Source organism: Sulfurospirillum sp. SCADC, from assembly GCF_000743525.1.
Classification (GTDB): domain Bacteria; phylum Campylobacterota; class Campylobacteria; order Campylobacterales; family Sulfurospirillaceae; genus Sulfurospirillum.
On the sequence record NZ_JQGK01000001.1, the window covers coordinates 176,488 to 190,669 of the forward strand.

General features: G+C 43.3%; 16 protein-coding genes. 7 read left to right on the top strand and 9 right to left on the bottom strand.

The window, feature by feature from the left end; genetic code table 11:
* Window positions 1-31: 31 nt before the first annotated feature.
* Window positions 32-622, bottom strand: a complete 591-nt coding sequence (locus JU57_RS00875) for an NAD(P)H-dependent oxidoreductase (protein ID WP_037955711.1) — start codon at window positions 620-622, stop codon at window positions 32-34.
* 132 nt (window positions 623-754) lie between these two features.
* On the opposite strand from JU57_RS00875, the gene JU57_RS00880 reads away from it, so the two are divergent.
* Window positions 755-1,132 carry a helix-turn-helix domain-containing protein gene (locus JU57_RS00880; protein WP_037955714.1) on the top strand — a complete coding sequence of 126 codons (378 nt, stop codon included), beginning with the start codon at window positions 755-757 and terminating at the stop codon, window positions 1,130-1,132.
* 23 nt (window positions 1,133-1,155) lie between these two features.
* On the opposite strand, the gene JU57_RS00885 is transcribed toward JU57_RS00880, so the two are convergent.
* Both JU57_RS00885 and fliP read right to left on the bottom strand, forming a co-directional pair.
* Window positions 1,156-2,001, bottom strand: a complete 846-nt coding sequence (locus JU57_RS00885; RefSeq protein WP_051906431.1) for a D-hexose-6-phosphate mutarotase — start codon at window positions 1,999-2,001, stop codon at window positions 1,156-1,158.
* The gene (gene fliP / locus JU57_RS00890; RefSeq protein ID WP_037956020.1) at window positions 1,955-2,689 is read right to left on the bottom strand and encodes a flagellar type III secretion system pore protein FliP; all 735 of its coding nucleotides are present in this window, start codon (window positions 2,687-2,689) and stop codon (window positions 1,955-1,957) included. Before fliP ends, JU57_RS00885 begins: the two co-directional genes overlap by 47 nt.
* 124 nt (window positions 2,690-2,813) lie before the next feature.
* Between fliP and glmU the strand changes: the two genes are divergently transcribed.
* The 6 genes from glmU to truA are packed head-to-tail and all read left to right on the top strand — an operon-like array spanning window position 2,814 to window position 8,533.
* The gene (gene glmU, locus JU57_RS00895; RefSeq protein WP_037955718.1) at window positions 2,814-4,118 is read left to right on the top strand and encodes a bifunctional UDP-N-acetylglucosamine diphosphorylase/glucosamine-1-phosphate N-acetyltransferase GlmU; all 1,305 of its coding nucleotides are present in this window, start codon (window positions 2,814-2,816) and stop codon (window positions 4,116-4,118) included.
* Window positions 4,108-5,319 (top strand): bifunctional phosphopantothenoylcysteine decarboxylase/phosphopantothenate--cysteine ligase CoaBC, encoded by a 1,212-nt coding sequence (coaBC, locus tag JU57_RS00900; RefSeq protein WP_037955720.1) that lies wholly within the window; start codon window positions 4,108-4,110, stop codon window positions 5,317-5,319. The genes glmU and coaBC overlap by 11 nt, the downstream gene beginning before the upstream one ends.
* The gene (locus JU57_RS00905; RefSeq protein ID WP_037955722.1) at window positions 5,316-6,035 is read left to right on the top strand and encodes a hypothetical protein; all 720 of its coding nucleotides are present in this window, start codon (window positions 5,316-5,318) and stop codon (window positions 6,033-6,035) included. Before coaBC ends, JU57_RS00905 begins: the two co-directional genes overlap by 4 nt.
* Before the next feature lie 3 nt (window positions 6,036-6,038).
* Window positions 6,039-6,770, top strand: coding sequence for an A24 family peptidase (locus tag JU57_RS00910; protein ID WP_037955723.1), 732 nt, complete (start codon window positions 6,039-6,041; stop codon window positions 6,768-6,770).
* Window positions 6,767-7,792: an LptF/LptG family permease gene (locus JU57_RS00915; protein ID WP_037955724.1), complete on the top strand. Its 1,026-nt coding sequence runs from the start codon at window positions 6,767-6,769 to the stop codon at window positions 7,790-7,792. Before JU57_RS00910 ends, JU57_RS00915 begins: the two co-directional genes overlap by 4 nt.
* 6 nt (window positions 7,793-7,798) lie before the next feature.
* Window positions 7,799-8,533, top strand: coding sequence for a tRNA pseudouridine(38-40) synthase TruA (gene truA / locus JU57_RS00920; protein ID WP_037955725.1), 735 nt, complete (start codon window positions 7,799-7,801; stop codon window positions 8,531-8,533).
* A 166-nt stretch (window positions 8,534-8,699) separates the two neighbouring features.
* Here truA and JU57_RS00925 read toward each other — a convergent pair whose 3' ends face one another.
* From JU57_RS00925 to JU57_RS00950, 6 genes are read right to left on the bottom strand one after another with little or no spacing between them, the layout of a single operon-like run.
* Window positions 8,700-9,929: an amidohydrolase family protein gene (locus JU57_RS00925; RefSeq protein WP_037955728.1), complete on the bottom strand. Its 1,230-nt coding sequence runs from the start codon at window positions 9,927-9,929 to the stop codon at window positions 8,700-8,702.
* A complete protein-coding gene (locus tag JU57_RS00930; protein ID WP_037956023.1) occupies window positions 9,919-11,010 on the bottom strand; it encodes a glycoside hydrolase family 3 N-terminal domain-containing protein in 1,092 nt (363 codons plus the stop codon). The genes JU57_RS00925 and JU57_RS00930 overlap by 11 nt, the downstream gene beginning before the upstream one ends.
* A gap of 2 nt (window positions 11,011-11,012) precedes the next feature.
* Window positions 11,013-11,906, bottom strand: a complete 894-nt coding sequence (locus JU57_RS00935; protein WP_037955731.1) for an NAD(P)H-dependent glycerol-3-phosphate dehydrogenase — start codon at window positions 11,904-11,906, stop codon at window positions 11,013-11,015.
* 6 nt (window positions 11,907-11,912) lie between these two features.
* The gene (gatB, locus tag JU57_RS00940; RefSeq protein WP_037955733.1) at window positions 11,913-13,343 is read right to left on the bottom strand and encodes an Asp-tRNA(Asn)/Glu-tRNA(Gln) amidotransferase subunit GatB; all 1,431 of its coding nucleotides are present in this window, start codon (window positions 13,341-13,343) and stop codon (window positions 11,913-11,915) included.
* Between the two features lie 16 nt (window positions 13,344-13,359).
* Window positions 13,360-13,917, bottom strand: a complete 558-nt coding sequence (locus JU57_RS00945; RefSeq protein ID WP_051906433.1) for a thiamine phosphate synthase — start codon at window positions 13,915-13,917, stop codon at window positions 13,360-13,362.
* Entirely contained in the window at window positions 13,892-14,176 is a 285-nt protein-coding gene (locus tag JU57_RS00950; RefSeq protein WP_037955734.1) for a hypothetical protein, read from the bottom strand. Before JU57_RS00950 ends, JU57_RS00945 begins: the two co-directional genes overlap by 26 nt.
* Window positions 14,177-14,182 lie beyond the last annotated feature (6 nt).

Genomic DNA, 14,182 nt, shown 5'->3' on the forward strand with positions numbered 1-14,182 from the left:
GTGGTGGTATGGTTTCATACCACCGTGAGGGTTATTTAAACGTTTTTTCCAAATGTGCGATAAAACGCACTTTCTCTTTTTCCAAATCCAAATCGCCTTTGAAAATGTCATGCACGGAGAAAGTCTCTAACGGTGTTGCGCCACAAAATTGGAAGGTTTTATGCGTGGCGACATTGGCTTCATCGAGGCTAAGTCCGCTGAAAAAGCCCTCTTTGTCGTTAAATTCTGACGTTGGGCAGTTGTAGGTGATGGAGAGCATGTACGATTTGCCCTGCATCAAGCCGCCACTTCCATAACGTTTGGTTGCGTCACTCCTCGTTCTGCCATCATTCTCATAGGTAACGGTTCCTTGACCTGTGGAAAAAATCTCATCGATGTATTTTTTAGCCAGCCAAGGCACGCCCATCCAGTAGGTGGGAAATTGGAAAATAATACTATCGGCCCATGCAAATTTCTCAACCTCTTCTTTGTCGTTGTAGTCGCTTTCTACGGCACTGTGTTTGATGGCATAGCCTGCTTTGTGAAAAAACTCTGTGGCAGTGTCGATGTAAAACTGTGTGAGTTTGCCCTCGGCGACGACGGGGTATTTTTGATGTCCGTTGATGATCAGTACATTTTTCATTCGTTTCCTTTTGTGTTAATTGTTGGAAAATTATAATGTCAGCATGCTTAATATATCCTTACGATACTTTTAGAATGTAATGATATATTTTTATATTTATGCTATAATTGACTTCAAAAAAGGTCATACGCCATGTATTTAGTCAACGGAAAAGAGTACACCTGCGCCATTGCCATCGCACAAGATATTTTTAACGACAAATGGAAATTGGGCATTATTTGGCATCTGCTCTCAGGAGAAAAACGCTACAAAGAACTTTTTGAAGAGGTGTGTGAGATTACTCAAAAAACCTTAACGGTCAAACTGCGAGAGCTTGAAGAAAAAGGGATTATTGCGCGCGAAGCGTTTCCTGAGATTCCACCCAAAGTGGTCTATTCACTCACACCCATTGGTGAAAAATTGCGCCCCGTGCTCAATGAGATGTTTGACTGGGGCATTGATTATGTGACAGAACGTGGAAATTTTAGCGAAGGAAGTGTGTGCGAGCCAAAGCTCTCTAAAAAAGCGTGAAAAGTGTTTTACATGTAAAGCGTTTAAAGCGGCGCAATCGTTACATGTAAACGGTCTTCACACGCCAAAGGCTTGGAAATACGCGCACTCTCGATGCAGAGCATGTGCGTATAGTCATTCTCTTTCATATCAGCAAAACTCACTTCTCCCTCACGCCAAGGAGTCCACACCACCACATCACTGTGATTTTCATGCGTAATGCTGAGCGTTCGATCCCCCTCACACAGAAGCGTTGTCGCTTCAGGCGATGTGTAGATTCTATCAATCGCATCGTTTACATGTAAAACAGGCGCTTCATTGTTACAGACCATTCCAGCATGCAAAGCGTCGTTGTACACATCGCCCAAACCCATCACTGTGACGTTATGAATATCTTTACATGTAAGGTAAGTGTGAAGTGCCGCCGTACTCTCTTTTTCAGCGTTGATATGTAAATCAAGTTCAACAGTGCGCCCTAAGTTCATCTCAAGTCGTGCGCTAAACGCAAAATCCCATAATAACCTCGTAAATGCGCTATCGTGCAGTTCAAAAACCAGTTGCACGCCCTCTTCGCTTTCACGATACTGCGCCATTTCCCACTCGACGATGCGCGCAAATCCATGTGAGGGTGTACCCATTTTGCCAAACCACGGCCAGCACAGCGGAATGCCGCCTCGAAATGCCTTGCCTTTTTGAAAAGTTGAATGCATGGCACTCCAGAAAAATGGTTTACCGCCTTTGGGCTGAAAGTGGATGAGTTGCGCGCCTTGTTTGAGGAGGATCGCATCAAAAAGCGGATGGCAAATCTCACAAAAAAGATCGTTTTGGGTAAGGTATTGCGCGTTAATGGAAACTCTCCACCAGTCGTTGTACCAGTAAATTCCACCCATCAACCAATACAAAGATGAGCAGTTTAAACGGTAGCGAGATCATAACCGGTGGCAACATCATCATACCCATTGCCATCAAAACAGAACTCACGACCATGTCGATAACCAAAAATGGTAAATAGAGCAAAAAGCCGATCTCAAAAGCAGTTTTAAGCTCACTGATCATAAACGCAGACATTGCCACCGTCATAGGCACATCTTCGATATTTTTAGGATTTTCAAGGTTACGAATCCGAAAGAAAAGCGCTAAATCTTTCTCACGGGTATTACGAATCATAAACGCTTTAAACGGCGCAGCGCCTTTCTCAAATGCCTCTTGATAGCCCATCTTCTCTTCCAAATACGGTTTGACTGCTACATCGTACGACTCTTTCATCACGGGTTCCATAATGAAAAAGGTCAAGATCATCGCTAAAGAGACCATGACTTGGGACGGCGGCATTTGTTGCGTTCCAAGGGCTTGGCGAAGAAATGAGAAGACGATGAGAAGGCGTAAAAAACTGGTCATCATAAACACCAAAGAAGGTGCGAGGGTCAAAATCGTTAAAACAATAACAAGGTTTAAACTGGTCACCAACTGCTGGGGTGTATCGGGGGCACTTAAAGAGAGGTTCACCGTAGGGATCGTGTCAGCACCAAACGCAAGCGGTGACATAAACACCATCAACAAAAAGAGTACCTTTGTTATTTTTCTCAACCCGATTCCTTTGAATGTATTGTAGGATTTTAGTTGCTTTTGCGTTAAAAACCATTTAATCTTTAAACAACTTTTCGTTAAAATAGATTTTATCTGATTGTTAGGAACACACTTTATGACTATTTCGATTGCAATTATGGCGGCGGGCTTAGGCACGCGCATGAAATCTACCCTTCCCAAAGTCCTTCACGAGATCAGCGGTTTTGAAATGCTTTACCACATCATCAAAGAATCCCAAAAGATCAGCGATGATATTCACGTCATTTTATACCACCAAGCAGAACTGGTGCAAGAGCGGATGAACCGCTATTTTTCCAACATCACATACATCATTCAAGACCATCAAAACTTCCCAGGCACGGGCGGTGCGATTCGCGGTGTGAAGCCAAAATACGAACACCTTTTAGTGCTTAATGGCGATATGCCGCTTTTGGAAGCTGAGAATATGCAAAATTTTACACATTTGGACGCTGACATCGTGATGAGTGTGTTTACATGTAAAGAGCCTTTTGGGTATGGTCGTGTCATCATGGACGAGCATTTAAACGTGCAGAAAATCGTCGAAGAGAAAGATGCGAGCGAGGATGAGAAAAAAGTAACGGCGGTCAATGCAGGCGTTTACCTTTTTAAAACCGCATTTTTAAACGAAAATCTTCCAAAACTTTCCAATAATAACAGTCAAAAAGAGTATTACATCACCGATTTAATCGCTTTAGCCAATGCAGAGAAAAAGAGTGTCAAAGCGCTTTTCGTCGATGAAGCGACGTTTATGGGTGTCAACTCCAAGTACCATCTCTCACAAGCCGAAGAGCTCATGCAAGAGCGCATCAAACGACGTTTTATGGAACAAGGGGTGAGTATGCGCCTGCCTCAGACGATCTACATTGAAGCAGATGTTGAGATCAAGGGCGAATGCAGACTTGAAAACGGCGTGAGCTTACTTAAAGGCACCGTTTTAGAAAATGCTCATATTAAAGCGCATTCGGTCATTGAAAAAAGTGTCATTAAAAACTCTGACATTGGTCCCATGGCGCGTGTACGACCTGATTCAAACATCGAAGATACGCACATCGGTAATTTTGTGGAGATCAAAAAATCAACACTTAAAGGCGTTAAAGCAGGTCATCTCAGTTACCTAGGGGACGCGACCATTGATGAGGGAACCAACATCGGGTGTGGAACGATTACATGTAATTATGACGGCAAAGGCAAATACCAGACGATCATCGGTAAAAATGTCTTTGTGGGCAGTGATTCGCAATTGATTGCCCCTGTGACGATTGAGGATGATGTCTTAATTGCTTCGGGTACAACGGTCACCAAAAACATCCCCAAAGGCGCGCTAGCGATCAACCGAGAACCCCTAAAAATCATAGAGGGTTTCTTCTACACATTTTTCGGGAAAAAAGATGCGAAATAATCAACTTGCAGGGAAAAAAATCCTTTTAGGCGTTACGGGAAGCATCGCGATTTACAAAGCCTTAGAGCTCATTCGTCTTTTCATCAAAGCAGGCGCTGAAGTCAAAGTGCTGATGAGCGAAGATGCGAAACGTTTTATCACACCGCTCACCTTTGAGGCGATCAGCCAAAATAAGGTTTTACATGCTGACACGGAGAGTTGGAGTGAGGGGCTCAGCCACATTCACACGGGCAAATGGGCAGATCTGTTTGTCATCGCTCCAGCTTCCGTGAACACGATCAATAAACTCAGCCATGGCATCGCGGACAATCTCTTAACGCAAACCGCGATTGCTTTTACCAAAACCATCGTTTTAGCCCCCTCCGCCAATACCAACATGATGCTAAATCCCATCACCCAAGAGAGCCTTTTAAAGCTTGAAACGCTCGGCTACGAGATCATCGCACCGCAATCCAAACTGCTGGCATGCAATGACGAAGGTGTGGGCGCTCTTGCAGATGTTGAGCAGATTTTCTACCACTGCGCACGGTTGCTGCTTAAAGAAGCCTTTTGGAGTGAACGTGAAGTCGTTATCACCGGTGGCGGTACGATGGAAAAGATCGATGATGTCAGATGCTTGACCAACTTTTCCAGTGGAAAACAAGCCTCCGCGCTTGCGCTTGCGTTTTACCTCAGGGGTGCCAATGTAACGCTGATTAGCAGTGGCGAAACCCCTCAGATCAACGCGATCAATACCTTACATGTAAAGAGTACGGCAGAGCTTCACGCTGCCCTTCTTTCGCAGATGCAGTATGTCACCAAAAACGAGAAAACGCCCTATCTTTTGATGGCAGCGGCGGTGAGCGATTATGTGCCCATCAAAACCCATGAGGGTAAACTCAAAAAAGAGGAGCTTGGGGAGTCGTACACTTTGGAGCTCAAACGCAACGTCGATGTACTCACATCACTTCCCAAACGAGGCTTTAAAATGGTGGGATTTAAAGCGGAGATCGATGAGAGTAAAGCGCTTGCCAATGCAAGCGTGATGCTTGAGAAAAAAGGGTTGGACGCCGTGTGTCTCAATGTGCTTAAAGAGCAAAACAGCTTTGGAAGCAGTAAAAATGAGGTTCATTTTATCACCGCTTCGCATGTTCAAAAATTTGCGCTTGCCGGTAAATTTGAGATCGCAGAACAGATCGTGAAGCAATGTTCACACCTATGATCTCAACCCTCCAAAAATTAGCAGGCATTGGCTCAGACATTGGACATACAAGCAGTTCGAGCATCAATTTTAATGCCAATTTACCGGTGAGCATTGAAGTCATACGCCAAATTGATGGAGGACGCTACTGCCTTAAAGTAGGACGCAAAGAGCTCACCACCAAAAGCAGTAAAAATCTCAAAGAGGGTGAAAAATACTGGGCAAATTTTGCTGAGGGCAGAGGCGGTATTTTAACCATCTCAAACCTCTACCGACAACCCAAACTCTTTGAAAATGATGCCTATTTTTTGCCCATGGGATTGGAACAAGTACTGGACTCTAACGACTTTAGCTACACTGAATTCAGGGCTTTTTTACTCAAACAGCTAGAGAGTGAGATCCATAAAGAGCTCTTTACCCTCTATGCGTACATGCTCCTAGCCCTCTCCAAAGCTATCATTCATCTTCCCTTTATCCATGAAGGTAAAAAAGTGATGGTGCAGTTTCAAAAAAAAGAGGATGCATCGCTCCTGTTTTACATCGCTTATGAGCATTTAGGACCAATGTATGGCATCATCCAAGCATCCAATGTTGAAATTGCGGCGATGTATGAGAAAAGTGTGTACTATTTACAAAAAGAGTGTTCTAAATTGGGTATGATTACACATCTTAGCCTAGACAAAGAGTTCACTCCTCTTTTTGATCTTGGCGATGTGGCATTAGACGTAAAGGGTTAGTCGATGGGGTTTGAAGCTGTTTTTATCATGATTGTTGGTCTGTGCATAGGATCGTTTTTAAACGTTGCGATTGTGCGCCTACCTCGTCATCAAAGCATCAATCTGCCTGCATCTCACTGTCCAACATGCTTGCATCCGCTTAAGTGGTACCACAATATTCCGCTTTTTTCATGGCTCTTGTTAAGAGGGAAATGCGCCTTTTGCAACGTGGGCATTTCGGTGCAGTATCCACTCGTTGAGCTTGGCACTGCTTTGCTTTATGCTCTGTGTTTTTTGCGTTTACAGAGTCTCACCCAAGCGCTTTTGATGGGCACAATCTTTGCGCTTTTACTCGCACTCAGTATCATTGATTTGCGGTATAAAGCTGTTCCGGATGCACTTAGTCTGCCAGCACTCATCCTCGCTTTTTGCACACAAGCGCCTCTGCAATCGCTTCAAAACGGGCTTTTACTGATGGGAGCGTTTACGTTTTTGCGCTTTGGTATCTCAGCGCTGGCTAAAAAAGAGGTGATGGGCGAAGCGGATATTATTATTGCGGGTATTATCGGTGCGGTACTTGGTATCAAACTGGGGCTTGTGGCGATTTATATCAGCGCGCTAATTGCCTTGGTTGCATTTATGATCGTATGCAAAAAGGGGTATGAACTTCCCTTTATCCCGTTTCTCGCCTTAGGGCTTTTGCTCACGTGGTTTTTTGATCTACCAATTTTACATGTAATGGAATTTATCTTATGAATAGAGTCAGTCGTTATCTTTTAAAACATTTCAGTGAGCTCTTTAGTTCGCTCTTTTTTATTCTCTTTTTTATCACATCCGTGGTATTTTTTATTAAAATAACGGCACTGACCGCTATTATTAAGATGAACTTTTGGGAGTTGGGAACGCTCTACATCTATCTTCTGCCCAAAACGCTTGTGTATACACTGCCCATTACTTTTTTTATTGCCTTGTGTATTACCCTCTTTAACCTCTCCAAAGAGAACGAAACCATCGTACTTTTCACGCTCGGATACGATCCCAAGAAAATTGCACAGCTCTTTTTAGGACTCTCCACCCTGCTCTCTTTTATCTTGATTTTAGATGTTTTATTGCTGATTCCGGTCTCCAAACAACTCAATGCAAACTTTGTAGAGTACAAAAAAGCCGAAGCCAAATTTAACATCAAGGCCAACGAGTTTGGTCAAAAATTCTCCGATTGGCTCGTCTACATCGAACACAGCGATAATGACAGACACTATAATGGTGTCACACTCTACCAAGCCGCGACGCAAAAAGAGGATGAAAAACTCATTGTAGCCACCAATGCCATCATCGACAATGAAAAAGGTGTTCTAAGACTCAATCTTAACCAAGGTAAAATTTTTGAATTTACCAAAGAGGGCATTCAGCAAGTTGACTTTGAACGCATGCACATCAACTCGCAGCCTAAGACGATTGTGGGGAAACTACAGAGTATTGTTGAGTACTGGAACGGTGTGTTTACCGATCAGAAACGCGCTTACGACCTCTCCTTTTTACTGCTTATCTCCCTTTTTCCACTTGCCTCAACGTTGGCAGCACTGAGTATTGGGATTGTTACGTACCGCTATAACAAAGGTGGTATCTATTTTGAGATGTTTGCAACGATCTCATTTTACCTTGTCCTTGCAACGCTTTTATCCACATGGCATCCGCAAAGCGCGCCCCTTGTTGTGTTTCTGATTATGTTTTTGAGTGCCTATAAAATTTACCAAAAGCGCATTCGCGCTATGTTCTAGATACGCATGCGTGTTAAAATCATTCTGAGTTACGACGGAAGCGCTTTCATTGGCTTTCAGATTCAAAAAGATGAGACCAAAACCTGCCAAAGTGTTGCAGGTGCGCTAACAAGGGCTTTGCAGCATATCAACATCGAAACCACCGTTGTGGGCAGTGGACGTACCGATACAGGAGTGCATGCAACCCATCAAGTCTTACATGTAGACCTTCCTCCTTATTGGAGTAATCTTGCAAAACTTCAAACCCATCTCAATGCGTTGTTAGCACCACATAGTTTTATTCAGCGCATTACACCTGTGGATGCCTCGTTTCACGCACGTTTTGATGCCAAAAAAAGGCTCTACCGTTACGTACTTTACGATGGGGCGTATCAGCCTTTTTTAGCCCAGTATGCTTTACATGTAAAGAGGCTGGATGTTCAAAAATTAAACGAATATGCACAGGTTTTTGTCGGATTTCATAACTTCGAGTATTTTAAAAAATTAGGTGGTGGTACAACCAAAGATGAGCGTACGATCTTTAAAGCAGGAGCGTACCGCTATAAGCATCTGATTGTTATCTACTTTTTAGGCGATGCTTTTTTGCGCTCACAAGTACGGATGATGTGCGGAAGTTTACTTAAAGCGTGCGATGGAATGCTTGATTACCATGATCTTATCGCACAACGCGATCGTAAAATGAAAGTGTCCACAACACTGATTCCAGCGTGTGGACTTTATCTCTCACGCGTCTTTTATTAACTAATGTTACGCAGTTTGCGTAACGGTATCTTAAACAATGAGTAAAACCCATTGTTTAAGGTCAGGGATTCATCCCCGACACCTCCTAAAGCTTCATAAAACAAGTTTTATGAGAAATAAAAGGTAAGATGTTACGCTCTTTTGAAGAAGTGCGTAACATCCGTTATTAATTCAATAGCAGCTTTCCAGCGACAATCACTTTTTTGACTTTGCCATGCAAGGTTTCCCCGTAATAGAGCGAATGTGTATTGCTCACTTCATAGCTCTCTTTGGGGTCAAACAAGACTAAGTCAGCATCGTAGCCCACTTCGATAGCCCCTTTAGACGAAAGCCCTAAAATATGCGCAGGATTGACACAACAGATGCGAATCAGGTCGTTAAAATCAATCACGCCATTTTTGATTAAAAACGTATGGGCGAGCGTTAAGAACTCTTCAATCGAGCCTATACCAAAGGCAGCATCTTCAAATGCAACATCTTTGTATAAAATGGATTTAGGCGAATGCGAGGAAGTGAGAATATCGACTAAGCCCTCTTTAAGTGCGCTAATGAGCGCTTTGCGCTCCTCTTCTTCGCGAAGCGGTGGCATCAATTTTGCATAGGTATTAAAGCCATCGCAACTGGTGTCATTTTTGGCAAGATGATGAATCGACACTTCTGTGTAAAGGTCAGATTTAAGGGCTTTATGCGATTTGGCGATTTCAAAAGCGCGTTTGGTTGAGAGCGATTTTAACACCACTGTTGCACCGTAAAAATGCGTCATTTCTGCCACTTTAGCAACTTCGGCTGTTTCGGAGATTTTAGAGATGCCAGAGAGTCCCAATTTCGAAGCAATCACACCATCGTTCATCAGTCCGTTATCGTCCAAGTTTGGTTCATAGCACTGCACAAACAGTGGTCTTTTTTTCATCGTTGCGTACTGCATGCCACGCCTTAAAAGATTGGCATTACGGTGTGAATCGGCTAAAATAGCTGCGGCACCATTGTTGAGCAACGTCGCAATATTGTGGAGTTGGTCCTCTTTTTCATCGGCTAAAGGAGCGCTCATATGCAGATTGACTTTGGCTTGATCGATCTTAAATTTTACCAACTCCAAAAGAGTCGCACTCTCAAGACGTGGGCTAAAATCAGACATCACCACCGCTGTGGTAACACCCCCTTTAAGACAACTGTTGGAGAGTTTATCGATGTATTCTTGATTGAGACAACTGTTGGAAAAGCGCACGTTAAGATCAATGAGACCTGGAAGCACATAAAGTCCATCAGCATCGATCACTTCATCATTTGCTGCTGCATCAAGCGCTTTGCCAACGGCAACAATTTTACCCTCTTGGATCAATACATCGTGGCGAACCACTCCCTCTTGGGTTGACACCAAAGCATTTTTAATTAACATGGCTTCCTCTTTTGGATAATTTTTGTTTGAAACGCACAATGCGCTCATAAGAGAGTGCAATTCGCTCAGAGCTCAACTCCCCATTGTGAATTGCTTCTTTAATAATTTTATTCACCGTAAAGGTCATACTTGTACTCTCTGCAAAATAGTTGGTAAAGACCAAAATATCAGCCCCTGCATCGATACTGCGAATCACGCGTTGCTTAAAATCAAGACTACTGGCAATCGAGTGGGTGCGTAAATTATCGGCAAACACAACCCCTTCAAAGTGCATTTTATCTCTGAGCAAGCCTTGGATGATGCGCTTTGAAAAGAGTGTTGGATTTTGGGGATCAAGCTCTTGGTGCATCGCATGAGAGATCAAAACTGCGTCCATTTTACCAAACGCGATCAGATCATAATAGGGTTTTAACTGCTCAAAACGCCATGTTTTGGTGACGTCTTCTTCGCTAGAGAAGTTATTCCAAAGATTGGCACCTGCTGTGGGAAAATACTTGACAACCGGCATCACACCTTCGGCTTTCAGGGCATTGATAAACAGCATCGCATAGGTCGTCACCATCTCTTCGTATGCAGCATAACTGCGCTGTAATTTTGAGCTATCAAGTACATCGTATTTGGGTTGAAGATCAAGAACCGGTGCAAAATTGACATTAATGCCACTTTTAGCAAGATCTAAACTGAGTGCTTGATAAAGCGCTTCACTTTCTGCAATATTTTTACTTTGAAACAGTTCATGCGCAGAAGGAGCTTCACTAAAGCCATTTTTAGCATTGAACAGACTGTTTCCACCCTCTTGTTCAACCGCCACGATCAAGGGAAGCGCTTTGGGGACTTGTGCCTTTAAATACTCATTCAGTTTTTTAAGCTGTACTGGGTTTTGAACATTTTTTTCGGTGATAAACACCCCACCAATTTTTTCACGTTTAATATCTTTTGCGATCTGTTCAACCCATTTGTCACCCTCTTTTACGCCATCAAAGCCGATGATGATCATCTGAGCAATCATATCTTCTAAGGGTGGTGTTTTGGCGTGCACAAGAGAAGTGAAGAGTAAGCAAGAGAAAAAGAACTTAAGCATCATCAATCCGACAACAGGTCTTTCACGCTGATGCGTGGCTCTTTACCCTTTAAAATCAGTGCTATTTCGTGAGCAATGGGTGTATAAATCGCATGTTTTTTAGAAAGCTCAAAAATGGCTTCAGAGGTAAAAACACCCTCTGCCACTTCGCCAAGAGCGACTAAGATGTCTTCTAGTTTTTTGCCTTCTGCTAAAAAAAGTCCCACACGATAGTTGCGCGAAAGGGTACTAGACGCCGTTAAAAAGAGATCGCCTGCACCACTGAGCCCCAAAAAGGTCTCATCGTGCGCACCAAAATATTTTCCAAAACGGCGCATCTCCACTAGCCCTCTAGCTATCAAACTCGCACGTGCGTTATTGCCAAGTTTCAGTCCATCACAAATGCCACTGGCAATCGCCAACACGTTTTTATACGCCCCACATACCTCTGCACCCATCACATCTTTTGAGGTATAGGTTTTGATAAACGAAGGGAAAAAGGCGGCGAACTCTTTGGAGAGTCCTTCGTTGGTTGAATTAATCACAAGCGCCGTAGGCAGTCCTTGCATCACCTCAGAGGCAAACGAAGGGCCCGATAAAAAACTGAGATTTTCTTCTGGCACATGCTGCGCAAAAATTTCATTTAAAAAAGCGCCACTGCCCTGCTCGATTCCTTTGGCAGCAACCAGAATTTTTTGCCCCTTAAAGCTAAAATGCGCTTCCAACCAATGGCGCACCACTTGAGCAGGCAGTGCAAAAATAAGGTACTCACACGCGAGCGCTTCTTCAAGGCTTACAAAATTTTGAATGGCTTTGGGTTGGCGTGAAGTGATCTTACATGTAAAGTTAAACGAGAGTGCAAACTGAAGCGCTTGCCCCCATTTTCCCGCTCCAATGACTGCTATACTCACGCCCATAACCGTTTAAACATCGAGTCTGGATTTTAAAAGTTCATTCACTTTAGCAGGATTGGCAGCACCTTTGCTCTCTTTCATCGTTTGCCCGACAAAGAAACCAAAGAGTTTATCTTTTCCACTTCTGTATTCTGCTACTTTATCGGCATTGGAACTGATGATCGCATCGATAATCGCTAAAATAGCGCCATCATCACTCACTTGTTTCAGACCCAATGTTTCAATGGCATCATCCACACTTGCATTATTTTCCATCAAATAATCCAACACCTCTTTGGCCGCTTTTCCACTAATGGTTCCATCTTCAATGCGTTTGACAATGGCTGCTAATTTAATCGCATCCACAGGTGAGGTCATAAGCGTCATACCATTGTTCAGACGTGCAAGAAGCTCAACCGTAAGCCACGTTACAGAGTTTTTAGCACCAGCTCCCTCATTGATCATCATTTCATAAAAATGTGCCATTTCAACACTGGAGGTAATCACATTGGCATCGTACTCTTTAATGCCGTACTCTTTGAGGAAACGATCACGTTTTTGGTCAGGAAGCTCTGGAATTTGGATGCACTCTGCTAACATATCATCCGGAATCAAAACAGGCAGCAAGTCAGGATCGGGGAAATAGCGATATTCAGCGCTATCTTCTTTACCTCGCATGCTTCTCGTTTCATTTTTCTCGGTATCGTACAGACGTGTCTCTTGTACGACTTCCCTTTCATAAACGCCATCTTCCCATGCGTTACTTTGACGCTCTACTTCGTAGTCAATCGCTTTTTGGATAAATTTAAACGAGTTGAGGTTCTTGATCTCCGCTCTGGTATAAAGCTTGGTCTCACCTTTTGGGCGAATCGAAACGTTTGCATCACAGCGAAAACTTCCCTCTTGCATATTGGCATCGCTGATGTCGAGGTAGCGCAAAATGGCATGCAGTTTCTTAAGGTATAAAATCGCCTCTTCGCTGCTTCGCATATCGGGTTCACTCACGATCTCAAGCAGCGGTGTTCCTGCGCGGTTTAAGTCCACATGCGAGACACTTCCATGGTGAATGTTTTTACCCGCATCCTCTTCAAGGTGCGCCCTTGTGACACCAATGCATTTTGTTGATCCGTCTTCAAAATCGATGTAAATTTCACCTGCTTCAACAATGGGTATCTCAAATTGACTGGTCTGATACCCTTTTGGAAGATCAGGATAGAAGTAGTTTTTTCGGTTGAAAATGGATTTTTGATTGATCGTTGCATTGATAGCAGTGCCAAGTGCAATCGCTTTTTTGACAACCTCTTTGTTTAAAACAGGCAAAGCGCCAGGAAGTCCCAAACAGACTTCACACACGTTGGTATTGGGTTCGTCGCCAAAACTGGTTGGACAACTGCAAAAAATCTTGGTTTTTGTGTTTAACTGAGCATGAACCTCAAGTCCAATAACAACTTCAAATTGCATTAAATACCCTTTGGGATTAATCTAAAAAAAAACGAATTGAGGCAAAACCGTATACGCCAACCTCTTCACACGCTTGTACGTGTTCAGCGTTGATGATGCCACCAAGCGCGAAACATTTAATGTTGATTTTATCATTTATTTCTTTTAACTTCTCTAAACCAAGTGGTTCGCCCTTGTTGGGCGTCGCAAAAATGGGACTAAAGGTGATCGCATCGGCGCCTCGTTTTTGGGCTTCAAAAGCTTCTTCAAACGTATGCGTACTTGCAATGACGTCTAAACCTAACGCTTTAGCTTTTTGGATTACATGTAACGCATTGGAAGGTAGATGCACGCCATCGCAGCCAAGTTCACTTGCGAGTTGAAAATCGGTATGTAAATAGAGTTTCGTTCGATTATCGGAAATACCAGCATTGACAACAGCTTTGGCAATGGAAGCATAATCAGAGGTGATTTTATCGCGCAAGCAGATGTAATCAGGCTGATATTTTGCCTTTACATGTAAAAGTGTTTGAACGACTTCGGTTGGATGGGAAGTATAAAATGAGGGATCAGTGATGAGATAGCGTTTGATCATTGAGGCTAAGTTTTTCTAAAAGGTGCGTCTGCTTTTTCAGCTCTTCATATTTATCCAGCTGCAACTGTGCCATTTCAAAGATAATGGCAAAAAAACACCCTGCTAGAAAAAAGAAAAGTGCAATGATCGAAGCGATAATCAAACCAAAAGGGAGAAAAAGAAGGAACGTATAGCCTCCACCAGCCAATGCAAGTGCCCAAGAGGCACCGTGCAAAAAGCTGAGGAGTTTTTCAAAACGCGTTTGTTGGTGTTGCAACAAGGGAGT

Excerpts from the sequence above, each read along its gene's own strand:
- JU57_RS00880 (WP_037955714.1), top strand. The coding sequence starts at position 755 with ATGTATTTAGTCAACGGAAAAGAGTACACCTGCGCCATTGCCATCGCA.
- JU57_RS00885 (WP_051906431.1), bottom strand. The coding sequence starts at position 2,001 with ATGGGTGGAATTTACTGGTACAACGACTGGTGGAGAGTTTCCATTAAC.
- JU57_RS00905 (WP_037955722.1), top strand. The coding sequence starts at position 5,316 with ATGATCTCAACCCTCCAAAAATTAGCAGGCATTGGCTCAGACATTGGA.
- JU57_RS00930 (WP_037956023.1), bottom strand. The coding sequence starts at position 11,010 with ATGCTTAAGTTCTTTTTCTCTTGCTTACTCTTCACTTCTCTTGTGCAC.
- coaBC (WP_037955720.1), top strand. The coding sequence starts at position 4,108 with ATGCGAAATAATCAACTTGCAGGGAAAAAAATCCTTTTAGGCGTTACG.
- truA (WP_037955725.1), top strand. The coding sequence starts at position 7,799 with ATGCGTGTTAAAATCATTCTGAGTTACGACGGAAGCGCTTTCATTGGC.
- gatB (WP_037955733.1), bottom strand. The coding sequence starts at position 13,343 with ATGCAATTTGAAGTTGTTATTGGACTTGAGGTTCATGCTCAGTTAAAC.
- JU57_RS00910 (WP_037955723.1), top strand. The coding sequence starts at position 6,039 with ATGGGGTTTGAAGCTGTTTTTATCATGATTGTTGGTCTGTGCATAGGA.
- glmU (WP_037955718.1), top strand. The coding sequence starts at position 2,814 with ATGACTATTTCGATTGCAATTATGGCGGCGGGCTTAGGCACGCGCATG.
- JU57_RS00875 (WP_037955711.1), bottom strand. The coding sequence starts at position 622 with ATGAAAAATGTACTGATCATCAACGGACATCAAAAATACCCCGTCGTC.
- JU57_RS00925 (WP_037955728.1), bottom strand. The coding sequence starts at position 9,929 with ATGTTAATTAAAAATGCTTTGGTGTCAACCCAAGAGGGAGTGGTTCGC.
- JU57_RS00935 (WP_037955731.1), bottom strand. The coding sequence starts at position 11,906 with ATGGGCGTGAGTATAGCAGTCATTGGAGCGGGAAAATGGGGGCAAGCG.
- JU57_RS00945 (WP_051906433.1), bottom strand. The coding sequence starts at position 13,917 with ATGATCAAACGCTATCTCATCACTGATCCCTCATTTTATACTTCCCAT.
- JU57_RS00915 (WP_037955724.1), top strand. The coding sequence starts at position 6,767 with ATGAATAGAGTCAGTCGTTATCTTTTAAAACATTTCAGTGAGCTCTTT.